General features: G+C 63.0%; 14 protein-coding genes and 1 pseudogene. 6 read left to right on the top strand and 9 right to left on the bottom strand.

Annotated elements, in window-relative coordinates; all coding sequences use genetic code 11:
* Positions 1 to 30 precede the first annotated feature (30 nt).
* A complete protein-coding gene (locus G3N95_RS00175; RefSeq protein WP_205967938.1) occupies positions 31 to 1,251 on the top strand; it encodes a helix-turn-helix domain-containing protein in 1,221 nt (406 codons plus the stop codon).
* A gap of 38 nt (positions 1,252 to 1,289) precedes the next feature.
* Positions 1,290 to 1,961 (top strand): DUF5074 domain-containing protein, encoded by a 672-nt coding sequence (locus G3N95_RS00170; protein WP_205967937.1) that lies wholly within the window; start codon positions 1,290 to 1,292, stop codon positions 1,959 to 1,961.
* A 13-nt stretch (positions 1,962 to 1,974) separates the two neighbouring features.
* Here G3N95_RS00170 and G3N95_RS00165 read toward each other — a convergent pair whose 3' ends face one another.
* On the bottom strand, positions 1,975 to 2,673 hold the full coding sequence (locus tag G3N95_RS00165) for a phosphatase PAP2 family protein (protein WP_205967936.1): 699 nt from the start codon (positions 2,671 to 2,673) through the stop codon (positions 1,975 to 1,977).
* 13 nt (positions 2,674 to 2,686) lie between these two features.
* Here G3N95_RS00165 and G3N95_RS00160 point away from each other — a divergent pair, with 13 nt between their 5' ends.
* Positions 2,687 to 3,346 carry a hypothetical protein gene (locus tag G3N95_RS00160; protein WP_346778333.1) on the top strand — a complete coding sequence of 220 codons (660 nt, stop codon included), beginning with the start codon at positions 2,687 to 2,689 and terminating at the stop codon, positions 3,344 to 3,346.
* A 47-nt stretch (positions 3,347 to 3,393) separates the two neighbouring features.
* Here G3N95_RS00160 and G3N95_RS00155 read toward each other — a convergent pair whose 3' ends face one another.
* Together G3N95_RS00155 and G3N95_RS00150 are read right to left on the bottom strand one after the other, a co-directional pair.
* Positions 3,394 to 4,035 (bottom strand): response regulator transcription factor, encoded by a 642-nt coding sequence (locus G3N95_RS00155; protein ID WP_205967935.1) that lies wholly within the window; start codon positions 4,033 to 4,035, stop codon positions 3,394 to 3,396.
* Positions 4,032 to 5,447 carry a cache domain-containing protein gene (locus tag G3N95_RS00150; protein WP_205967934.1) on the bottom strand — a complete coding sequence of 472 codons (1,416 nt, stop codon included), beginning with the start codon at positions 5,445 to 5,447 and terminating at the stop codon, positions 4,032 to 4,034. Before G3N95_RS00150 ends, G3N95_RS00155 begins: the two co-directional genes overlap by 4 nt.
* A gap of 205 nt (positions 5,448 to 5,652) precedes the next feature.
* Between G3N95_RS00150 and G3N95_RS00145 the strand changes: the two genes are divergently transcribed.
* Both G3N95_RS00145 and G3N95_RS00140 read left to right on the top strand, forming a co-directional pair.
* Positions 5,653 to 7,731 carry a carbon starvation CstA family protein gene (locus G3N95_RS00145; RefSeq protein ID WP_205967933.1) on the top strand — a complete coding sequence of 693 codons (2,079 nt, stop codon included), beginning with the start codon at positions 5,653 to 5,655 and terminating at the stop codon, positions 7,729 to 7,731.
* A gap of 12 nt (positions 7,732 to 7,743) precedes the next feature.
* Positions 7,744 to 7,950, top strand: a complete 207-nt coding sequence (locus G3N95_RS00140) for a YbdD/YjiX family protein (RefSeq protein WP_205967932.1) — start codon at positions 7,744 to 7,746, stop codon at positions 7,948 to 7,950.
* 21 nt (positions 7,951 to 7,971) lie between these two features.
* On the opposite strand, the pseudogene G3N95_RS00135 reads toward G3N95_RS00140, so the two are convergent.
* The 3 genes and pseudogenes from G3N95_RS00135 to G3N95_RS00125 form a co-directional block, all read right to left on the bottom strand.
* A pseudogene (locus tag G3N95_RS00135) lies at positions 7,972 to 9,739 on the bottom strand (ShlB/FhaC/HecB family hemolysin secretion/activation protein).
* A gap of 78 nt (positions 9,740 to 9,817) precedes the next feature.
* Positions 9,818 to 10,573, bottom strand: a complete 756-nt coding sequence (locus G3N95_RS00130; protein ID WP_205967931.1) for a hypothetical protein — start codon at positions 10,571 to 10,573, stop codon at positions 9,818 to 9,820.
* Complete coding sequence (locus G3N95_RS00125; RefSeq protein WP_205967930.1) at positions 10,479 to 10,916, bottom strand: hypothetical protein; 438 nt, start codon at positions 10,914 to 10,916, stop codon at positions 10,479 to 10,481. The genes G3N95_RS00130 and G3N95_RS00125 overlap by 95 nt, the downstream gene beginning before the upstream one ends.
* 398 nt (positions 10,917 to 11,314) lie before the next feature.
* Between G3N95_RS00125 and G3N95_RS40985 the strand changes: the two genes are divergently transcribed.
* Positions 11,315 to 11,572: a SymE family type I addiction module toxin gene (locus G3N95_RS40985; protein WP_346778332.1), complete on the top strand. Its 258-nt coding sequence runs from the start codon at positions 11,315 to 11,317 to the stop codon at positions 11,570 to 11,572.
* Positions 11,573 to 11,625: 53 nt separating this feature from the next.
* Here the strand turns inward: G3N95_RS40985 and G3N95_RS00115 are convergent, their stop codons facing one another.
* From G3N95_RS00115 to G3N95_RS00105, 3 genes are all read right to left on the bottom strand, one after another.
* On the bottom strand, positions 11,626 to 11,916 hold the full coding sequence (locus tag G3N95_RS00115) for a hypothetical protein (protein ID WP_205967929.1): 291 nt from the start codon (positions 11,914 to 11,916) through the stop codon (positions 11,626 to 11,628).
* The gene (locus G3N95_RS00110) at positions 11,913 to 20,999 is read right to left on the bottom strand and encodes a hemagglutinin repeat-containing protein (protein ID WP_205967928.1); all 9,087 of its coding nucleotides are present in this window, start codon (positions 20,997 to 20,999) and stop codon (positions 11,913 to 11,915) included. The genes G3N95_RS00115 and G3N95_RS00110 overlap by 4 nt, the downstream gene beginning before the upstream one ends.
* 445 nt (positions 21,000 to 21,444) lie before the next feature.
* Entirely contained in the window at positions 21,445 to 22,428 is a 984-nt protein-coding gene (locus G3N95_RS00105; protein WP_205968704.1) for a LysR family transcriptional regulator, read from the bottom strand.
* Positions 22,429 to 22,466: the final 38 nt, after the last annotated feature.

Raw genomic sequence — 22,466 nt, 5'->3', positions numbered from 1 at the left:
GGCGGGAGTGACAAGTGTGGCGTGATTCAGATGGACGCAGTCATCGAAGCCGCGGCGCGCGCGCTCGCGGCGGGTGATCCGCTCAGTGCGCTGAATTGCGTCGCGTTGCGCGACGACGCGCCCGCGCTCGCGCTGCGCGGCATCGCGATGGCGCAGCTCGGCGATCTCGCACGCGCGAAGGCGCTCGTGCGCAGCGCGGCGCGCGCCTTCGGTCCGAGGGAAGCCGTGGCCCGTGCGCGCTGCATCGTCGCCGAAGCGGAAATCGCGCTCGCGTCGCGCGACCTCGGGTGGCCCGCGAAATCGCTCGATGCGGCGCGCAAGACGCTCGAAGCGCATGGTGACCGTCTGAATGCCGCACACGCGCGCCAACTCGAAGTGCGGCGCCTGGTTCTGATCGGACGTCTCGACGAAGCCGAAGCCCTGCTCGAAAGCTTTGATCCGGCGCCGTTGCCGCCTGCGTCACGTGCGGCGCACGAACTGATCGTGGCAGGCATCGCAATGCGGCGGCTGCACACCGAACCTGCGCGCGCGGCGCTTGCGAGAGCCCGGCGCGCCGCGCAGCATGCGGGCATTCCCGGTCTGATGGTCGAAGTCGAAAGCGCGGCGCGCCTGCTGAACGAGCCTGCCGCGCGCCTGATCTCGCGCGGCGAAGAAAAGCTCCTGCTGCTCGGCGATGTCGAAGCATGGATGGCGTCGGATGCGTTGCTCGTCGATGCTTGCCGTCACGCCGTGCGCAAGGCGGACAACGTGATTCCGCTCGCCAGCCGTCCTGTGTTGTTCAATCTCGCGCGAACACTGGCGGAAGCATGGCCCGCCGATGTGCCGCGCGACTCGCTGATCGAACGCGCGTTCAGAATGAAGCATGTGGACGAATCGCATCGCGCGCGCCTGCGCGTCGAGATCGGCCGGCTGCGCTCGATGCTCGGCGCGCTCGCCGATATCAGCGCGACCAAGCGCGGCTTCGTACTGATGCCGCACGGCGCCGCCGAAGTAGCAGTGCTGGCGCGGCCCGTCGACGAACCACACGCCACGCTGCTCGCGCTGCTCGCCGATGGCGAAGCGTGGTCGAGTTCCGCGCTCGCGCTGGCGCTCGGCGCCAGCCAGCGGACCGTTCAGCGCGCACTCGATTCGCTTGCGTCGGCGGATAAGGTGCAATCGTTCGGACAGGGCCGCGCGCGCCGCTGGACGATGCCGCCCATGCCCGGATTCGCGACGGCGTTGTTACTCCCCACGCCGCTGCCAATCGACTAGCATGTAAGGCTCGATACTTCACCGACAGGGATGGAAGCATGAAGCGCTCACCTGCTGAAATCGTGCGTGAATACGGCCCGTTTTCGGGCATCGACAGCGTGGCCGGCGTCACGTATGACGGCCAGAACGTCTGGTTTGCCGGCGGCGCAACGGTGAATGCGCTCGATCCGTCGAGCGGAAACACCGTGCGTTCGATCGATGTCCCCGCAACGGCCGGCACCGCATTCGACGGCCATCACCTGTATCAGATCGATGAAGGGACCATCCGCAAGGTGGACCTGCAATCGGGCGCGGTGATCGCGACGATACCCGCGCCAGACGGCATGAACTCGGGCCTCGCGTGGGCGGAAGGCTCGCTGTGGGTCGGGCAGTATCAGGACCGCAAGATCCATCAGCTCGACCCGCAGACGGGCGCGATTCTCCGCACGCTCGAATCGAGCCGGTTCGTCACGGGCGTGACGTGGGTCGACGGCGAGCTTTGGCACGGCACCTGGCAGGACGACAAGAGCGACTTGCGGCGCGTCGATCCGCGCACGGGCGAAGTGCTGGAGACGCTCGACATGCCGGATGGAATCGGCGTATCGGGGCTCGAATCGGATGGCGCCGACACGTTCTACTGTGGCGGCGGCAACAGCGGCAAACTGCGTGCGGTTCGCAGGCCCAGGCACGGCGAGGCCGAAGCGCCTGCCGATACCACGACTGGCGCGTGAAGAATTCGCCCGTCTATAGCGTGCGTGTCGCTGCGTGCAACAGGTGGAGCGTCTCGTCGAACTGCGTGACCAGTTCGAAGACCAGCAGCAGCGCCATCGTATAGCCCACGCCCGGCGACCGCTCCATCCATCGAAGAACGGGCGTGGCAAAGCGTTCGCGGACGGCGTCGCGCGTCGCGATGTACGTGAACAGGATGCCGATTGCAGCGCCCGCCAGGATGTCGGTTGGATGGTGCAAGCCGACGAAGACGCGCGGAAAGCAGATGAACATCGCTGCGTAGAGCAGCGCCGCCGTGCCGGCACTGCGCCAGATCAGGAAGATACCCGTCGCTACCGCCATCCACAGCATCGCATGGTCGCTCGGAAACGAACTCCATGCGATCACGCTCGCGCCGTCCAGACCGACGGGCGGAAACAGACCGTGCAGCGCCGGGTCCGCGATCGGCCGCATCCGGAACGGCAGCAACACGGCGAGCACTCTGCCGACGGCCAGCGATACGATGCCGCTCGCAACCGTCGCAATCACCATCTCGCGTTCCCAGTCCTTTCGTTCGCCTTGTCTGAACCAGATGAAGCACAGCACGGGCATCAATACGAGACCTTTGAACATGACCTGCCCCGAGATCACTCGCGCGAGATGATTGATCGCAGGCGATGCGAAAGCATGCTGCGACAGGAACATTTGAATCGCAAGGTCGAAAGTGGTGTGCATGAGGAACCGGCAGGTGTTCGTCGACGTCGAGGTTTTTAGAAGCCGACGAAGCATACGCAAGCTCATCGAAGTTTCTGACAGCAAATTGCAACCTTCCGTAAAAGCACGGCGCAACAGCGCCATGCCCGATACAGCATTTACAGTCGATTACCACTTGCGAAGCGTTCGCACGCGCACAAGCTCATACAATCCGCAGATCAAAAACGACATCAGGGAGACGATCATGATGAAGTCGAAACCGGCCATTGCGGCCGCGATACTGCTGCTGGCCTGCGTATCCGCCGTGCCCGCGTTTGCGAACGGTGGCGGTGGCGGTGGCGGCGGCGGCGGCGGTGGTGGTGGTGGCGGCGGTGGTGGTGGTGGCGGCGGTGGTGGCGGTGGTGGCGGCGGCGGTAACGGTGGAGGCAACGGCGGTGGAAACGCGGGCGGCCACGGCAATGGAAATGGCAGCGGTCCCGGCTCATCGATGGGAAGCCCCGGTGGCATGTCGGCGAGTCACATGAGTGCCAAAGGTCACGCCAATACTAACGGCCCCGTTTCGGGCGACCGCGACAAGGGCCTCGAACGCGCCGGCGATCGCGCCGGTCTGCATGCGCAAGCGCACACGGGTTCGCATGTGAACCACGCCCACCACAACGCTTACGGCAAAGACGCTCCTGGCACGCGCTCGTAGCGCGATGAGGAATCAGCCGCTTGCACAATGCATCGCGCAAGCGGCAGCTAGTTCGTGCGCCGATGCTCCACCGCGAACTTGATCAGTTCGGCCTGCCCTTCTATCTCCAGCTTCCGTTTCAGATTGAGCCGGTGTGTTTCGACGGTTCGCACGGAAAGGCCGTTGCGCTGCGCGATCTGCTTGCTCGACAGTCCTTCCGCGAGCTGATCGAGAATATCGCGTTCGCGCGGCGTCAAACGTTCGATCGGGTTGCGCATCGCCGACGCATGAATGAGCCGCGCGCTGAGCCCTTCGCTGAAGTACGTCTTGCCTTCCAGCACCGCGCCTATCGCGCGAATGATCTCCGCGCCCGGCGAATCCTTCAGCACGTAACCGCTCGCGCCCGCGCGAACGGCCTGCGTCACATACTCGACGTTGTCATGCATCGACAGCATCAGCACGCGTATGCCCGGAAAACGCTCATGGAACAGCGCCGCAAGCGCGATGCCGTTCATGCCGCGCATGCCGACATCCATCAGCACGAGGTCCGGTTCGTGCGCGGCCGCCAGCGCCAGCGCTTCGTCGGCGTTGCCCGCCTCGCCGACCACCGCGAAACCCGGCACGGCTTCGAGCCGCGCGCGCAAGCCGTCGCGCACGAGGGGATGATCGTCGACGAGAATCAGGCGCGCCGCGCCCGCTGGACTGTTCATGACGGATCTGCCTGCATGTCGATGGGTAGCGCTTCGCGTGCGAAGATCGGTACGGTCGCGGTGACGATGGTATGACCCGGCCGGGAGTCGAGTCGCAGGTCGCCGTCGAGCGCCTCCAGCCGCTCGCGCATGTTGCGCAGGCCGACGCCCGCGCGCGGGTCCGCCTGCACCCGTTCGACGTCGAAGCCGCGACCGTCGTCGCTGATGGAGAGCGTGACGCGGCTCGCGGACACATCCAGCGACACGGCCGCCTGGGTCGCCTGCGCATGCCGGAAAATGTTCGTCAGCGCTTCCTGCGCGATACGGAACAGCGCGGTCTTGACGGTATCGGGCAAGTGCGCGGCGTGATCGTGTGAGACATGCGTGAAGCCGATGGCCAGATGACCTTGCGCGCTCAACTCACGCGTCAGCTGTTCGAGCGCTGCCGCCAGCCCGAGATCGTCGAGCATCGACGGACGCAGCGCATGCGAGATGCGCCGCACTTCGCGCAACGCGTCGCCGAGACGGCCGATACCCGTGGACAGCGCCGTTTCCGCCGGCTGCACGCGCGGCTCGCTCAGTTCGAAACGCGCGAGCGCCGATTCGAGCAGCAGCTTCACGGACACCAGCATCTGACTGATGCCGTCGTGCAGTTCGCGCGACAGTCTTGCCCGCTCGTTTTCCTGCGACTCGACCACCTGTTGCGCGAGACGCTTGAGCTTCGCGTCCGCGCTGCGATATTCGCTCACGTTGAGCACGAGCGCGCACACGGCGATCACGCACAGGCCCGCCAGTGCGATGGCGCCGATCCACAACATCGTGTGTTCGATGTCGGATGACGCGCGCTGATCGATACGCGCCAGCGTCGTGTCGACGTCGTCGAGGTAGATGCCCGTGCCCAGCATCCAGCCCCATCGCGGCAGCGGAACGACATAGCCGAGCTTCGGCGCGAGCTTGCCCGTCGACGGCCGATGCCACACGTAACGCACATAGCCGCCGCCCTGTGCAGCGGCCGCAATGAGCTGCTGGATCGTCAACGACCCGGCCGGGTCGCGCAAGGTCCACAGATCGCGTCCGACGAGATCCGGCTCGCGCGGATGCATCAGCGAGCGGCCATGCATGTCATAGACGAAGAAATAGCCGTCCTGGCCGAAGTCCATCTTCTCGAGCATCGCAAGCGCACGGTTGCGCAAGATCGCGTCGTCGCGCGCGTTCTTGCCCGCCTCGTCGTAGAGCGGCTTGATCGCGCTGGTGGCGAGGTCGACGTAGTGCCTCAGTTCGATTTCCTTGCTCGCCATATACGCGGATTGCGTCGTGTCGTGCTGCGCGCTCGCAAGCCCCGTGGCCTGATGGCGCACGCCGAATGCAATGCCTGCGATCGCGGCCAGAAACGGCACGATGGCGAGCATGAATATCTTTGCCTTGAGTTTCATCTGCGGAAGACCAGTCGGACTGCCTACGTAGTTCTACGTAGCGCGCTTACGTAGTTGTGCGCTTGTGGCGCACTCGACGAACACGAATACTACACGCCCAAAGCATGGCACATCTTCGACCATGCGCGGCGTGCGCCTTGCGCGCTGCAATCGGTCTCGCCAGCGGGCGCTGACGGGCATTTATACAAGTACACAGGAGACACCCATGAACCGGGCTTCCTCGTTTCTGGTCTGGATAGCGGTTGCGCTGCTCGGCGCATTTGCGTTCGGCACCATCGCGCTCGCGCATGGCGAAAAGGTCAGTGCCCTCTGGGTCGTGATCGCCGCCGTCTGCGTCTATCTGATCGCTTACCGCTTCTACAGCCGCTTCATCGCGAACCATGTGCTGCAGCTCGACGGGCAGCGCATGACGCCTGCCGCGCGTCACAACGACGGCCTCGACTACGTGCCGACCAACAAATACGTGCTGTTCGGCCATCATTTCGCGGCAATCGCGGGCGCAGGCCCGCTGGTCGGCCCGGTGCTCGCCGCGCAGATGGGCTACGTGCCCGGCATGCTGTGGATCCTCGCGGGCGTTGTGTTCGCCGGCGCCGTGCAGGACTTCATCGTGCTGTTCATTTCGACGCGCCGCGACGGCCGCTCGCTCGGCGATCTGGTCAAGATGGAACTCGGCACCGTGCCAGGGGTGATCGCCCTCTTCGGCGCGTTCCTGATCATGGTGATCATTCTCGCCGTGCTCGCGCTGATCGTCGTGAAGGCGCTGACCAACTCGCCGTGGGGCACGTTCACGGTTGCCGCGACGATTCCGATTGCGCTCTTCATGGGCGTCTATACGCGCTACATCCGTCCGGGCCGTATCGGCGAAGTGTCGATCATCGGCTTCGTGCTGCTGATGGCGTCGATCGTGTTCGGTCAGAGCGTGCATGATTCCCCGACGCTCGCCGCATGGTTCACGTTCAACGGCACGCAACTCACGTGGATTCTGATCGGCTACGGCTTCATCGCGTCCGTTCTACCCGTGTGGCTGTTGCTCGCGCCGCGCGACTATCTGTCGACGTTCCTGAAGATCGGCACGATTCTCGGCCTCGCGATCGGCATTCTGGTCGTCGCGCCGGAACTGAAGATGCCTGCGCTGACGAAGTTCGTCGACGGTACGGGCCCCGTGTGGTCGGGCAACCTGTTCCCGTTCCTGTTCATTACGATCGCCTGCGGCGCGGTATCGGGCTTCCACGCGCTGATCTCGTCGGGCACGACGCCCAAGCTGATCGACAACGAAACCAACGCGCGCTTTATCGGGTACGGCGCGATGCTGATGGAATCGTTCGTCGCGATCATGGCGCTGGTCGCCGCTGCCGTGATCGAGCCGGGCGTGTACTTCGCGATGAACGCGCCGGCCGCCGTGCTAGGCACGACACCGGACGCCGTCGCGCAGACGGTATCGCAATGGGGCTTCGTGCTGACGCCGGAGATGCTGACGCAAACCGCAAAGGCCGTCGGCGAAACGACGATCGTCGCGCGTGCAGGCGGCGCACCGACGCTCGCCGTGGGCATGGCGCAGATTCTCCATCAGGTGATCGGCGGCGAAGCGATGATGGCGTTCTGGTATCACTTCGCGATCCTGTTCGAAGCGCTCTTCATCCTGACGGCCGTCGATGCGGGCACGCGCGCCGGACGCTTCATGCTGCAAGATCTGCTCGGCACCTTCCACCCTGCTCTGAAGCGCACGGAGTCGCTGCCCGCGAATCTGATTGCGACGGCGCTGTGCGTGGCCGCGTGGGGCTACTTCCTGTATCAGGGCGTCATCGATCCGCTTGGCGGCATCAATACGCTGTGGCCGCTGTTCGGCATCTCGAATCAGATGCTGGCGGGGATTGCGCTGGTGCTGGGCACGGTGGTGCTGTTCAAGATGAAGCGCGAGCGCTTTGCGTGGGTGACGCTCGTGCCGACCGTCTGGTTGTTGATCTGCACGATGACGGCCGGCTGGCAGAAGATTTTCGACGCGAATCCGAAGGTCGGCTTCCTGGCGCATGCCGCAAAGCTCGGCGCTGCTGCCGATGCGGGCAAGATCGTTGCGCCTGCGAAATCGATCGAGCAGATGCATCGGATCATGTTCAACGACTATGTCGATGCGACGCTTGCCGGGTTGTTTATCTTCGTGGTTGTCAGCGTCGTCGTGTATGGCGTGCTCGCTGTGTTGCGCGCGCGTCGCGCCGATTTGCCGACCGTGCGTGAAACGCCGTTCGAAGTGCTGCCCGGTGCATCGCGCGCCGGCGGCACACAGTGATAGGAGCGCACGATGTTCTCAGGACTTCGGGAAGACGTGCGCAACGCTGGGCGATACCTCGGGCAGGCCATGCGGTTGATGGTCGGTCTGCCCGACTATCCGACTTATGTCGCGCATATGGCTGCGACCCATCCTGATCGTGCTGTCATGACTTATGAGGAGTTTTTTCGCGAGCGGCAGGATGCGCGGTATGGGGGTGGTGCTGGGAAGTGTTGTTGAGGGTTGGGATTTTCCTGGCTATCAAAACTGCGCTGTTGCCTGAACTCCGAGCGTCACGCGTGCGGTGGGAATCTGGCTGGCTTGTAGATGGGCGTGCCCACGAACAGGTCATACGAGATTCCCGCGTACTTCGCCGGTATGCCGCCGCGAATGCCGATCACCGCGCCTGCGAGTTGGGTGCCCGCCAGAATCGCCGTGTTAGGGCCGAACACGCGGCCGTAGTCGATCCCTGCATAGAGCGTCTGCCCGGTCTGGAAGATCGGCCATTGCAGTTCGTTGCGCCAGTAGAAGCCTTTCTCTGCCGCGAGCATCGTTTCGCCGTCGAAGCCACGCACCGTGTAGCGGCTGCCGATCGTCAGGTCGTCGAGATAGAACAGCGTGTCGTTCGTGAACTGACCGTGAACGGTCGTCACGTAACGGAAGGCTTGCGACGCGACAGCGAACGGAATCGACAGGTTCGCGTCGAGCACGGCCATCCTGAACAGATACGTCGGATAGGTTGCGGGCTTGTTGGTCTGGTCGTACAGGTCGGGGTTCGGATCGCCAGTCGCGCCGAGGCCGCGAACGCCCTGGCGATATGCGAGCGTGCCATCGAACTGAGCCGCGCCGAAATAGTGGCGGTCAGTCGCGCCTGCTTCGATGAACGTGTTGTTGCGGTCCTGAATCGGGATGGTCGTTCCTTCGATGAAGCTCTCACCGAAGCGCTTCGACAACTGGACATAGGCACCGAGTACGTCGGTCTGACTGCGCGACAATACACGCGCGAGCCTGAACGCGGCTGTCTGCGAATTGCCGCTTGATACGAACGTCTCGTTGACCGCCGCGATGTTCTGATAGTACGTGTTCGTGTTGCCCGACAGCGTCGCGGTCCAGTAGCCCCATGGCACGGAGTACGAGCCGTTGAAACCGTGCGAGCCAAGTGTCTTGTTGCCGAATGACAGGTCCTGGTTCGCGCCTGCTGCAAGCACGTCGTTCAGGCCGAGCGGGTTGTCAAGGCCAAGGCTCACGTTGCCTTGCCACTTGCCCGTTGCCTTGGTGCCCGAGTTATCGACCGATGCGACGAAGCTCCATGGCTTCGCGCGCTTCATGTTCAGCACGACATCGCTCTCGCCGGGTGTTTCTGTCGGCTCGATCTTAATGTCCACGTCCTGCGACGCGACACGCTTCATTTGCTCCAGCCCTTGCTCAAGGTCGCGCAGGTCGAGCAGGTCGCCGTCGCGCGCGGGGAACGCGGACTTCCATGTGCCGCGTGTGTCAGGATCGGCGAAACGGATATGACGCACGACACCGGGCACGAGCGCGACCTTGAGCGTGCCCGCCGACAGATCCTGTTCGGGTAGCAGCACGCGCGTGGTCACATAGCCGCGCGACAGGATCGTCTGCTGCAAGCCTTTCGTGAGGGTGTCGAGTCCAGCTTTACCGATGCACTGCCCCTTGTAGTGGTCGAGCCATTCGCGTGCGAACCAGAACGGGTCGAGCGGCAGGTTGGATGCGCCGTGTTTGCGTGCGATATCGGGCAGTGAGGCGGGCACGTCGAGCGCGAACGCGTCGATGCGAAAGCACGGCGCTTCGACGGGTAACACGGGAAAGCCTTCGGCCTTCTGTGCCGTCGAGCGCACGGCAGGCGCGTTGACCTGCTGGGCGCGCTGCTGTGCGTCGCGCTGCTGTTGTAACTGCTGGTTCTGTTCGGCGTTCGCGCGTGCGGCTGCTGCGGCGTCTGCTGCGCGTTAGACGCGAGTGTTACCAGGGCTGTGAGCGGCAATACCGCCAGCCTCTTGCTTATCTTCATTGGTAAATTAGTCCCTGATTCTGCCTGATGTGCGGCGAGCACATTATTAGCGTGCTCGCCATATTCACTTCTACGCTTTCACAGGTCGAATGTCGCTTTCGCGTATCGCTCTGCAATCAGGGTCAGAAATTCACCCAATCTCGTCATTTCCTCGATCAAACCGTCCTTGGCTATTTGTGCTGTCACGGGCATCCCGTCCGGCAATCGCCGGTAGACAAATTCAACCGATGGTTGGTCAACAGTTCTAAGGTCGCGAATTCTCGCGAAAATGGATGCCGCAACCTGTTTCACAAGTTCAATGGTTACTTCATCTTCCTCGAATTGGTCGAAGATGGTGTCATGCGTCGCGTTGAAGTTCTGCCAAAAACGCGTGGCAAATAGCCATTCAGAAAGCTCGCCAGTCAGTTGAAACTCAATCTCTTCGCTTGCCTGATAGTCAGAGGGCGTTCCAATGAACTTAGATGCCTTCATTTGCATAGGTATGCCTCTATTTCGTCGGATCAGTGTTGGTCGAATACCGGACGGCACACCTGTTTGCGTGGTCTTATTTGGCCCAACTAGTGGAACGTTGTTCGGCAGCGGATTCCCGTTTTGATCGACATACTGTCCAGCCGAATTCGTCACTCGATAATAGTTTCCGGTATTGTCGTACACCACCGAGAGTCCGTTGACGGGGTTGGTGTAGATCGTTTTCCCTGAATCCGTGTAAGAGACCTGGGCGTTGGGCCCAGCAATTTTTTCAACCGTATCCGACAGCGAACCAGACGACCAGTTTGCACTGTTCGCAGCCGCGCGCTGCACCGCCAGGGTTATAGACCGGTGCACTCGGTCCATTATTCGTCGCTGCTTGCGTACCTTGGGATAGCGTACCTGCCCCCGCCATTCCTCGCACCTGGACCGGACCATTGCCCTCACTCGGCACAAAGACCTGACCGAGCTTTGCTCGCTCCGCCTCCACCTCGTGGTGAAGCTCTTGGGCTTCTTTTTCGGCCTCACTTTCGTTCTTATCATGCCCTTGGTTATACAGGGTTACGTTCGACGCGATCGCCGCGCCCGCACTGCCGCCGACCACCCCGCCAGCCAGACCTGTGAGGACATTCCCCGCAATATTGCCCGCCAGCGACGAACCCGTCGCGTCCGTCACCGCTCCCGCAACTTCCTTCGTCTGGCCGGCCATCTTTGACGCGAGTCCTGCGCCCGCAGCGCCTCCTATCGCGCCGAACGCGCTACCACCGCCAAGCCCGCCAATCAGCGCGCCGCCCGCGGCCTGGAGACCTGCGCGCGTGTCACCTCCCTCGCGCCAGACGCGTGCATCCGACGCGCCCGCCGTTGTCGAATCCGGTTTTTCCCCGACGCAACAACCCCTTGCAAACGGGTTTCGCCTGACATGCATCGGAGCCTGCAATTTTTTGCCCCGACGCGCTTTCTGGCCAGAAGGCGCGAGTCCGCAAGAAGGCAGGTTCTGAACATCTCAATTACATCGCATCACGAAGCAATCTCATCCCACCGGGTTTGACGGCGCACGCAGTGCGACGGCAAACCCGGCGGAACAGGGCGCTCGTGTCCCACTGCTCCATGATCGTGCAAGCCCTGGCGAACCCACCCCGGCGCCGACCCCGTCATGCATTGCCCGCTCATCCCGAGCGCAGCGCCACCGTCCAGCAGCTCATGCGCTGGCGGCCTTCACCGAAACCCGGCAGGGACTGGCGAACGCCTACCTTCTTCCCCTGGCTGCGCATCGCCGGCATGTGGCTTGAGCACGCCGGCTTCGAACCCGGTCAACGCGTGAGGATCGAGGTCCAGTACGGTCGGCTCGTCATCACGCCGGATTGAACAATGCTATAAACAGCAAACCCAGCTCGAAACTGTGTTTGTTTTTGTTGCATTTACACTTGCACGGAAACCTCGGCATCAGTGCCGAGTTCTAGCTGCAAACGTCTTGCCAGTTGAAGACCACACGCTTTAAATGCAGCGGCTGCTTCGTCGCTTTTAAAACCTGAGCTCGCAGGATCATCCATATTCAATGTCGCGTCAAACTCCTGTGCCCAAGCAATGAGTTGACGCTTCAATTCCGCTGAGATAGGCAAGCTGTTTGGGTCAACGTCCCCATACATTCCAGGTGCCATATCCCAGAGCGGATAGCACCGATAGTCCGCCATCACCTTGATTTTCATCATTTTGCACTGCCTCTGGGGTTCGCCCCAACAATATATCCATTGCTACCGACTGTGACCGCAATTCGCTGTTGTTGGCCGTTAATAGTCACTTCGTAGATAGGCCTGCCTGTACCTGCACCCTGATAGCCAACAATCGTCCCTCGGGTTACGGTCTGCATTAACACGTCGGGAATTTGCGCTGGCGCCACTCCCATGCTCGCAAACTCGGCACCGTGCTCTTGAATAATGTGTTGAAGTCCAGCATTTGCATTTCCTGCTTCAAGAAACACAGTCTGCCCTGATGACGTGGTTCCCGTTGCCACCACGTTCTGAGATGTGAACTTCACTCCATTAGCTGCAAGCGTCGCCAAATCTGCTTGATTGATGGAGTTGCTGGATGTGGACTGCGCCAATCTCAACGCTGCTTGCGCCTCTGCTTCGGCTTCCGCCGCAGTAACCGTGCCAACACCCCTGGTCGCCAGCGCGGCCGTAAAGAACTCCACCCCCGGTCCGACCTGATCACCTGGAGTGTAGGGCAGCTTCAGCCCATTCGCCGAGATATAGCCAGGATCGCCAGGCGAAGCAAACGGGCCGCCGTTCGGGACATTGGCAATAACCTCGCCAAGGCTGACCAGACCGTTCCACGCGCCAGCCGCTGCGTTCTTCACAGAATCTACAGCCGAATTGATCGTGCCGCCCTTGCCGTCACCGTTACCCGTGCTTCGATTGTAGAGGTCCGCATTGCCCGCCGTGAATGCGCCCGTCGTGCCGCCGATCAGGAACCCGCCCGCACCGGCCACGACATTGGACAGCACGTTGCCCGCCATCTGCGCCGCATCACCTCCACCCAGCGCGTCGCGCGTGCCGTTGGCCAGCCGGTTCAGATCCCCCGCAGCCCAAGCCGCGATACCAGCACCCGCCGCACCTTGCGCTGCACTGCCGATGCCGCCACCACCCAGCCCAGCTACCAGTGCGCCGCCTGCTACGTGCAGTGCAACCCGATCCGTCCCACCCTCATCCCAGTTGTCGTAGTCCGCGAGCGCGGCCGTTGCGCTGTCGATGTCGCCGCTTTTCAGTGCCGCCTTCGCAGTGGCGAGCGCATCATCGCGCTTCTTATCCGCATATGCGCCGATTCCCTGCGCCACCACCTGACCCGCCGCCTGCGCGGCCTGCATCGTGTCGGCCTGTTGCGAAAGCTGGTGATTCACGTCGGGCGTATTCGACACCTTGCGGTTGGTGCCGGTCGTGTCGCGGCTCAGGCCCGCCACGTCCTGCGTCTGCGCTGCGCCGTTGGTGATGTTGATCGCGCCCGCGCCGACCGCGCTGCGCGTGGTCGAACTGGAATCGCCGCTGTCGTTCTGGCTCATCATCGGCGTCACGCCACCCGTACCGCTTACCGAGCCAGGGCCAACAGCCTTGCCAGTGTTACCCACGCCCACACCCGCGCTGATGCCGTTGCTCGTCGCGTCGTAGTGCGACTGGTTCTGGATATCGCGCCAGGTCAGCGTGCCGGTGCTCAGGCTGTTCTTCGACGCATCCGCCGTGCTGGAAATGACCGCGCCCGTCAGGCCCGTGTTGCCTTCGACGTTGATATCGAAGCCACCGTTGCCCGCGTTGATTCCCGCCTGTTCGTTCACGCCCGCATAGTTCAAATCGGCATGCCCGTTCTGCGCGCTGAAGCTCGCACTGCCGCCGCCCTGGCTGACGCTGAAGCCACCGCCCGCGCTGCTCTGGTGCGCGGTGCTCACCGTCGTATCCTGCACGCTCTGGATGTTCAGGTTGCCGCCGACAGCCGCGTTCACCGTACCGCCATTGATCTGCGAGCCAATGACGTTGGTATCGCTGCCTGAGACCACCGTCACGCTGTTCGTGCCATTGACGTGCGAGGCGTTCTGGATCGCCGCATTGCTGTTCGCGTCGCCATGTGCATTCGACATCGACGCCGAGACGCCGAAGCCCTGCGTGCCATACGACACACCCACGCTCGCGCTGCTGGAACTGTTCGAGCTTTGCGTGACATCAGTGTTCGTCGTGTTGACGATGTTGACCTGGTTCTTCGCCGCGAGCACGACATCATTCGCGCTCACATTCGAGCCGGCAATTGTCACGTTGCCGCTGCCGCGCGTGCCGTCGCCGGTCGCAACAAATGCCGCAGTGCCGCCCGCCCTCACATTCGAGCCGCGCTGCGTCGTCTGGTCTTCCGACGATTGGCTCTGGCTCTTGCTCGATCCGATGCTGACCTGCACACTGATGCTCGGCGCATTCGGGCCCGTCGCGCCGGCTGCAATACCCGCTGCGCCCATGCCGGCCATTGCCGCATCGCCACCCGCCGCAATCGCATGCAATGCATCGGCGCGGCCGTTACTCTTGCCGTTCGCAAGCGCCTGGCCCTGCGCATAGGCGCTGTTGATCGCATCGCCGACCGATCCGGACAGGCCAATCGTCACGCCGCTGCTGCTGGTTTTCTGCGTCTGCGCCTGGTGCGACGTATCGGTTGCCGCGTCGATGATGACGTTCGCTGCCGTGCCCGCGAGATTGCCACCCGCGACAAGGTCGCTGCCCGTGACGTGTAGCGTGTTGCCGGCCCGAATCGAGAGATTGCCGTTCAGCGATCCGACCGTGCTCGCGTTGTTCGTGACGCTCGATTCCTGGTCAGTCGTCGCGAGCTTGCTGGTGCCGACCGTGATCGTCAGGCCGCTCGTCCCCAGGCCCGTGCGCGTCTCCTGGTAGCTGCTGGACGACTGCATCGTGTCCTGCGTCGTCGTGATGTTCACGTCATGGGCGGCGTTCAGCGCGACATCGTTCGTGCCCACAATCGTGCTGCCGTTCACGTTGATATCGTGGCCGCCTGAGATCGTGACGGCATCCGCAGAAACCATGCTGCCCTGTGAGAGCGTGGCAGTGGTGTCACTCGAACTCGACACCTGCTTGCCACTCACCACATTGCTATGGCTGTGCTGTTCCTGACCGTTATCGACATGCGTCTCCGTCGCCGCGCCGATGTTCACATTGTTCGTCGCCGCGAGCGTCGCCGTTCCCTTGTCGAGATTGATCGTGCTGCCGGTGACGTTGATGTTGTTGCCGGACGCCACGGTGAGCGAATTGCCCGAATTGAGCGTCGTCGCCGTGAGCGTATCGTCGGAGCGGTGGATCGTGGACGCGTAGCTGCCGTGTGAATCACTGCCCGAGTCATGGCTGTCAACGGTCGAGGTCGCCTTTGCCGCCTGGAGCGTGACATCACCCTTCGCCGCAACGACACCGCCGCCGCCCAGGTTGATGTTCGCGCCCGTCGCCGTGAGGTTGCCGCCCACGCCAATCTGCGAAACGCCTCCGACCTTGATGGAACTGCCGGTCGTCTGGTTGAAATCGGTGTTTGAACTGCCATTGGCGCGCGCAACGACCTTGTGCTCGCCGGTCTGCACCGAGCCAAGGTCGTAATTGCCGCCAACCGCCATGCCGAGGTTGCCGCCGACATTGAGGCTGGCCCCGTTCTGCTCGAAGTTGCCGCCCGTCACGATGGCTGCGTTGCCAGCGACATTCAGGTTCGCAATAGGGCCGAGCGTGCTCGTGGTTCGCGTGGCGCCCGTCGCGCTGACCTGGTTGACGGTATTGACCGCCGTGTTGAGGATCAGGTTGCCGCCCGCGTTCAGCGCGAGGCTGCCCGCGTTCACGGCTGCCGAAGTCAGGTCGATATTGCCCTTTGTGTTCAGCGACATCAGGCCGCCGCTTTGCAGCGTGCCGAAAGCGTTATTGATCTGGTTGCCCTGAATCGACATCGTGTTTCCAGCCTGCACAGTGCCGCTGTTCGTGAAGGTCTGCGCGTTCTGGAGGTCGATGTCGGTCGCCGCAATCAGCGGGCCGTTCATGTTCTGCTGACTGGCTTTCGCGAGATAGACGACAGGCACGAATACCTGCTGCCCGTTGACGGTCTCCGTCTGCATGATGACGACATTGCTGGTCAGCGCCGCTACCTGTTCAGGCGACAGACTCATGCCAAGCGGCAGGTCGAGCGACTTCGACAGCGACGCGCCCGCGTCGAGCATGGCCTGATACATCGACTGAAGATCGGTGTACGGGCCGAGTACCGCCTTGCCGGTCAGCGACGTAATCTGGTTGCGTACAAGCTGCTGCTCGTAGAAGCCGTCGCCCAGGCGCTTCTCGGTCGTCTGCGGATTCAGGCCAAGCTGTTGCAGATAGTAGTCGCTCGAAATGAACGTCTTCTGGTTCGTGAACGCCGGGTTCGTTTCGATCAGGTACGTTGCGCCCGGTGCGGTCGCGGGGTGGAACAGTCCGCCCTGGGGAACCGAGAGGTTTTGCAGCACGTTCTGCGCTGTGGCGCTCGCAATCGCCGGGTCGACCATGCTGCCGCCGCCATTGACTGACGCCGCGCCAGACTTCCCGCCGCTCGCGTTGCCGCTGATACCGTTTATGTTCACGCCCGACATGGCCTGACCGGGTGCGAGATTCAGCGATGGAATGCCGGCATTGCCCGCCGTGTTGTTGATGCTGATGCCGTTGCCTGAAAGCGTACCGCCCGCCACGAACGACGATTCATAGCCTGGGAGCGAGTAGTGGCGGATATCGGCGGGCGCCGCCTGCGTATAGCCGCCAGGCCGCGAACCGACAAACGGCGCATCGCCGAACGGCAGCTGCCAGTCATTAATGCTGTGGTCGTAATTCGTGTAGTGATACTCACCCGAATAGGTGACCTGTACGCCTGGCGCTGCCTGCCCCTGCCAGCTGTTCTGGTCGAGCGATACCGGCGCGGCAAGGTTGCCGGCCGCCGCCACCGCGCTCCAGTAGTTCTGGAACAGGCCCACCGACGACGCATCGAGATTGCCACCGGCGATGATCTGGCCTTGCGGGCTGATACCGGCGATCAGGTTCGCCAGCGCAACACCGGTGTAGGTCGTGTACTGCCAGCCGCTGTTCCACTGTCCGCCGTGGGGAGGATCGGTCGGCACGCCGCCGGTCAGGTCGGGCGTGCCGTTGATCCAGCCGACAAAGGGATGACTGGCGGCGCAGGCAGCCGCGACCGTGGAGGTACAGCCCGACAGGCTGATGCCGAGCTGGTCGAGCAGCGCCGGATCGACGGGCTGGTTAAAGCCGGTCGTCGTCATGGTCGTGCGGGTGTTCGTCACCTGAGCGGCGTGCAGTTCCATGTCGCCCGCCGACTCGATCAGTGCGGACTGGTTGCGGATCAGCGCGGCATTGCTGTAGCTGCCGTCTGCATGTTTTCCACCTGCCAGCACGACCTTGCCGAGACCATAGATCGCGGTCGTCGCCTGCGTGTCGGTCGCCGTGGTGTCGTCGCGGTTCTCGATATCGGGCGCAAGCAGTTCAAGCGTGCCGTTGCTGTCCGTCGCACCGATAAGCGCGCCCGGTCCCACGTTGGTGATGCTGCTGCTGGCATTGAGCGACACGCTGCCGCCCACGATCACGCCTGTGTTCTCCAGCGTATTCGCGTGCGTGGTGAGCGTGCCGCCCGCCATCATGACGCCGCTGTTGTCGACATCGCCCGCGTTGATGTTCAGGTCGTTCACCGCCTGGACCATCGCACCGTTGGTGAACGTGCCCGGCAGCGTAAAGGACAGGTTGCGACCCGCGTTGAACTGCACATCGGGCGTGGGCGCGAAGTCGCCCTGGAGATTCACCGCCACGTCATTGGCCGCGTTGTAGGCCCCGCCGCCCGTGAGCGTGGCGGCACTCACCGCGAGGTCATGGGTCGCGCCCATCTGGCCGTTGGTATTGTTGATCGCGCCCGTGATCGTCACCGTCACGTCCCCGGTTTTGCCCGCTACGTTGCCGATGGCCCCGCTGGTGTTGTCCAGCGTGTCGCCCGACACTGCGACGTTCGCGCCGCTCACCTGGCCGCCCTGGGTATTCACCATGGCAGACGCATTCACGCTGACATCGCCATTGCCCGTGACCTGGCCGCCCGTGTTGATGAGTTCGCTGCCGCCCTGAACGGTCGTGTCGCCCGTGCCGAGATTGCCGATGACGCCGTTCGTGTCGTCAATGGAGGGGGCCTGCACGGCCAGCGTGCCGGCGTCGCCCGCCGCGCCCGTACCCGACTGGATCTGTCCGTGCACGTTCGTCAGCGCGCCGCCACTGGTGAGCGAGAAGGACGACAGCGCGCGCATGACGCCGGACGTGTTGTTCACGCCTCCGGCGATGATGGCCGTGATATTCCCGCGTGCCGCCAGCACGCCCGTGGTGTTGTCGAGATTCCCCGCGTGCGCAATGAGCTGGCCCGCCGTGATGAGCTGGCCGCCCACGTTCGTGAAGGTGCCCGCGCCGTTGCCCGGCGACAGCGTGAACGTGCCCGTTCCGGCGTGAAGGATCGAGCCGCCGTTGTTGTTGATGGCCCAGGGCGTGAGACTGAAATCCGTGCTGTTGGTCTGCAGCGTGCCGCCATTCGAATTATCGAAGGTGCCGCTGACACTGGAGCCCATTGCCGAAGCGCCATACTGCGTGATCGAGCCGCCGCGATTCAGGAGGTCCGTGGCGGAGAGCGCAAGCTGGTTCGCCTCGATATCGCCCGCGCTGTTGTCCAGCGTGCCGGTCGTCGTGATGGACAGGTCCGGCGCAACGATCTTGCCGCCGATGCTGGTCATCGAGCCGGTGTGAATGGTTTCGTTCGCCCCGGCGCCGAGTTGCCCCCTGTCGTTCGTGAGCGTGCCGCTCGTCACGCTCAGGTCGGTATTCGACAGGACCTTGCCGCCGGTATTGTCCAGCGCGCCGCCGACCATCGCCGTGACGCTGCCCTGGCCGGAAACGGAGCCGTTCGTGTTGTTGAACGCGCCGGCCTGCGCGACGACGTTGCCGTTGCTGGTCACCGTGCCGCCCACGTTCGACATTGCACCCGTGCCGTTGCCCGCGTTGATCGCCAGCGTGCCGGTGCCGCCGTGGGTGATGGCACCCGTATCGTTATCGACCTGTGCGGCCGTGACGCTCAGGTTCGAGGCGTTCGACGCGATCTGGCCGCCGTTCGAATTGTCGAGCTTGCCGCCCGCGCTGACCGTCTGCGCGCTCGTCCCCGATTGCGTGATCGCACCGCCCTGGTTGATGAGGTCGCCCGGTGTCGAAACCGCAACCCCATTCCCGTTGATGTTGCCCTTCGTGTTGTCGATCGATGCGCCCGTGACCGCGACGGTCGCACCCGAGAGCGTGCCGCCTGCGTCGGAGAGCGCGCCGGTTGCGGTGGCCGTGAGGGCGCCGCCCGCCGTGGCCGTTCCGCTGTTGACCAGACTCGACGCCGAGAGGGCCAGCGCGCCGACCGCGCTGAACTGGCCTGCGTTCGTGAGGGTGTAGGCACTGATGCCGACGTTGCCGTTGCCGCCGATCACGCCGCCGATGCCGTTCAGCAGCGTGCCCGTGATGCCGAGGTTCAGGCCGTCGCCGTTCAATGATGTGATGCGGCCCGCCGTATTGTCCAGCGAGGCCGCGTACAGTCCGAAACCCGCCGCGCTCTGCATGGTCCCCTGGTAGTTGGAGACCGTGCCGCCGCGAATCTGCATCGCACCCTGCGAAACAAACTGGCCGCCCTGGTTCGACACGTTGCCCGCCACGGTAGCGCTGAGCGGCCCCTGTGCCGAAACGTTGCCTGCCTGGTTCGAAAGGCTGCCCGCGTTCAGCGTGACGGCATTCGCCGTCATCGTGCCGTTGTCGTTGATCAGTGCGCCCGTCGCCTGTGCATTGACTGTGCCCCCGGCGCTCGTGGTTGCGCCGGCAAGGTTGAGGTCGCCCGCGCGGGCGTTCAGCGCGAGATTGCCGTTCGCCGCCGTCTTGCTGCCCGCGAGATTGACGCCACCACCCGCGAGCGTTGCATTGCCGCCCGCCACGTTCAAGCCGGTCGCACTCAACTGGCCGGTCGTCGCAACATTCAGGTCGCCCGCGTTGCCGACCGAACCGCTACTGTTCACGCCGGCGCCCAGCGTGCCCGTCGATGCGACGCTGCCCGCGCTGATGCTGGTGTTCTGTTGCGCGACGAACGTGCCGCTGTTGGTGAGCGCGCCCGATGTCGTCGCGTTGACGTTCTGCTGTGCGTAGGTGGTGCCGCTGTTGTCGATGCCGTCGTGCGCGGAAGCGTTGATGTTGCCGCTCGCGTTGGTCTGGCCGGCCAATACCAGCTTGCCCGCCGTAGTCAGCACGAGGTCGCCCGATTGCGCAGCCGTGATGCCCTTGAGTGAAATGCCGACGCCCAATTCCGTCCCGACCAACTGGATGCGGTTGGCGTACATTCCACCGAGATTGCTAACGTCAATCGAGACACCCGGCGCCGCGCCATCGCCCGCAATCGGCGTGGCGTTGAGCGTGTTGTAATCAACGCTGTTCGCGCCAGTCACGACGTTCAGGTTCGCCTTCGCGTAGACAGCCGCATTGGCCTGCACGGCGCGGGACAGCAAATCAACCTGATCGACGTTCGACGCGTTCAGACCGGCGCCGCTGACCGTGATGTTGCCGCCTGTGATATTGAAGCCCGACACCGAACCGTCCGCCGCATAGTTCGGTGTGCCGGTTGTCAGGGTCGCGCGACTCGTATTGATAAATACGCCACCGTTGACAGAAATCCCTGACGGATTTGCCAACACCACGTTCGCGCGTTGGCCCGCGACTTCGAGCGCGCCGTTGAATTGCGATGCGCTTGCGCTGTTGACCTGGTTGACGATGACCTTCGCGGCCTGCCCCGGTGCAAAGTTCGGATTGCCGTTAATCATGCCGCCGAGTTGCGACTGCACCATCGTAGGCGAATTGTTCAGAATCGCGCCGCGCTGCTGTACGTCGAACTGGTTGTAGGTGTTGACCGACACGCCCGCGCCAGACGGGCGATTGATGTTCACCTGTTCAAGACCGTTCGGTGTCTGGATGACGTTGGGCGCGTGCGCGCCGCCCGGAACGATCTGCGCGAACGCCAGAAGCGGCGCCACGGCGGGCAGCAGTGCCGCCAGGCGTTGCAGTGGTGAGTGGGTTGTCTTCCGCGATGCGCGTCCGGAGACGCGTGTTTCGCCGGCCGATTTTCCGGAAGCCGTCGCGCTTTCCTCGACCGCGATCAGCATGCCTCTCAGTCTGCTGAATACCAGCCGATGGCTTCTCTGATTCATTGTTATTCGTTATGCGAATTAAGCTGAATCCGCAAAGCTATCGGAATGCGTCAGGCAGATCTGTCAAGGATTGCAAAACCACGCACACACACAACGGTTCGCGGAAATTAGGTGATATCTGATTGCCGCGACGCGAAACCGGCAGACGAAAAAAAGCCCGCAATCGGGCAGGCTGAAAAAGAGTTGCGTCGAATCGGAGGGTGAACTAGATGGGATATGGGGCGTAGATATTCCGTGGGCAATCGTCAAGGATTGGCGGTGTGAGCGGCTTTCTTTTGCCTACTTTTCTTTGCCGCTGCAAAGAAAAGTAGGTGCCGCCCCGCACAGGGGCAACGCTAGCAAACCAGAAGAAAAACGCGGATGCCAGCAAAAGCAAAACCAAAACCAAAACCAAAACCAAAACCAAAAAACCAAACTCGCGACTGCGTCGCAGACAAAAAAACCACTACAACACCCCACCCTTAGCACTCCGCGGCCCCCGCCGCGCAGACAACGCGGCAACAAACTCCGCATACTCCGCCTCAAGAAACGGCTCAGCATGCTCGAGCAAAAACCTCCGAAAGGTCACACAAGTCGGCGACAGCTGCTTGGAAGCCAGATGCACGATCTGCCAGGTCCGCTCAACGGGCGTCCCATTGACATCGAGCAGAGCAATCTCCCGCGTCCGCAATTCCAGCGCAAGCGTATGCAACGAGATAAGACTGACCCCCATGCCCGCCATCACAGCCTGCTTGATCGTCTCATTGCTGCCGAGCGTCACGCACCGTGAAGGCGTAAAAAGATGCTGCCGAAAAGTATGCTCGGCAACAGCCCGCGTCCCCGACCCAGGCTCGCGCAACAAGAACGTATCCCCCGCAAGCTCCTGCATATCGAAACGCCGCGCATCGCGCAGCGGATGCGTCACAGGTGCGATGATCACATGTGGATGGTAAGCAAGCGGTTCGGCCGTCGTGCCGAGTTCAGGCGGCGGCCGCCCCATGATCGCGAGATCGGTCGCGTTGTCCTGCAGCAGCCGCAACAACGTCTCCCGATTGCCGACGGAGAAATGCACATCGACCTTCGGATACTGCTTCGAATACTGCGCAAGCAACTTGGGCGCAAAGTAAGTCGCCGAACTCACGATGCTCACCGCAATCGACCCACTATCGGCCTGAGCAAGCGAAGTCATCGTGTCTTCGGCATCCTTGATCTCGCCAAGAATGCGGCTTGCGTGATGCGACAACCGCTCGCCCGCTTCTGTCAGCGAGAGGCGCCGCGCGATCCGCTCGAACAGCGGCATGCCGATCGCCTCCTCCAGCTGGCGAATCTGCATCGACACGGCCGGTTGCGTCAGATGCAATTCTTCCGCCGCACGCGCAAAGCTCGGCAAGCGGCTTGCGATCACGAAGATCTGCAATTGCCTGAGCGTCAGCGAGCGGATCAGGTTCATCATGCGTTCCCATGCGCATAGCGACAGGCAGCGGGCAT

It is taken from the genome of Paraburkholderia sp. Tr-20389, assembly GCF_017104565.1.
GTDB lineage: Bacteria > Pseudomonadota > Gammaproteobacteria > Burkholderiales > Burkholderiaceae > Paraburkholderia.
This window is presented reverse-complemented; position numbering and strand designations above follow the sequence as displayed.

What these genes read in the sequence shown, in the direction of transcription:
- G3N95_RS00110 (WP_205967928.1), bottom strand. Translation starts at nt 20,999, where the DNA reads ATGAATCAGAGAAGCCATCGGCTGGTATTCAGCAGACTGAGAGGCATG.
- G3N95_RS00125 (WP_205967930.1), bottom strand. Translation starts at nt 10,916, where the DNA reads ATGGCCGGCCAGACGAAGGAAGTTGCGGGAGCGGTGACGGACGCGACG.
- G3N95_RS00115 (WP_205967929.1), bottom strand. Translation starts at nt 11,916, where the DNA reads ATGATGAAAATCAAGGTGATGGCGGACTATCGGTGCTATCCGCTCTGG.
- G3N95_RS00130 (WP_205967931.1), bottom strand. Translation starts at nt 10,573, where the DNA reads ATGGACCGAGTGCACCGGTCTATAACCCTGGCGGTGCAGCGCGCGGCT.
- G3N95_RS00105 (WP_205968704.1), bottom strand. Translation starts at nt 22,428, where the DNA reads ATGAACCTGATCCGCTCGCTGACGCTCAGGCAATTGCAGATCTTCGTG.
- G3N95_RS00145 (WP_205967933.1), top strand. Translation starts at nt 5,653, where the DNA reads ATGAACCGGGCTTCCTCGTTTCTGGTCTGGATAGCGGTTGCGCTGCTC.
- G3N95_RS00170 (WP_205967937.1), top strand. Translation starts at nt 1,290, where the DNA reads ATGAAGCGCTCACCTGCTGAAATCGTGCGTGAATACGGCCCGTTTTCG.
- G3N95_RS00175 (WP_205967938.1), top strand. Translation starts at nt 31, where the DNA reads ATGGACGCAGTCATCGAAGCCGCGGCGCGCGCGCTCGCGGCGGGTGAT.
- G3N95_RS00155 (WP_205967935.1), bottom strand. Translation starts at nt 4,035, where the DNA reads ATGAACAGTCCAGCGGGCGCGGCGCGCCTGATTCTCGTCGACGATCAT.
- G3N95_RS00150 (WP_205967934.1), bottom strand. Translation starts at nt 5,447, where the DNA reads ATGAAACTCAAGGCAAAGATATTCATGCTCGCCATCGTGCCGTTTCTG.
- G3N95_RS40985 (WP_346778332.1), top strand. Translation starts at nt 11,315, where the DNA reads ATGATCGTGCAAGCCCTGGCGAACCCACCCCGGCGCCGACCCCGTCAT.
- G3N95_RS00140 (WP_205967932.1), top strand. Translation starts at nt 7,744, where the DNA reads ATGTTCTCAGGACTTCGGGAAGACGTGCGCAACGCTGGGCGATACCTC.
- G3N95_RS00165 (WP_205967936.1), bottom strand. Translation starts at nt 2,673, where the DNA reads ATGCACACCACTTTCGACCTTGCGATTCAAATGTTCCTGTCGCAGCAT.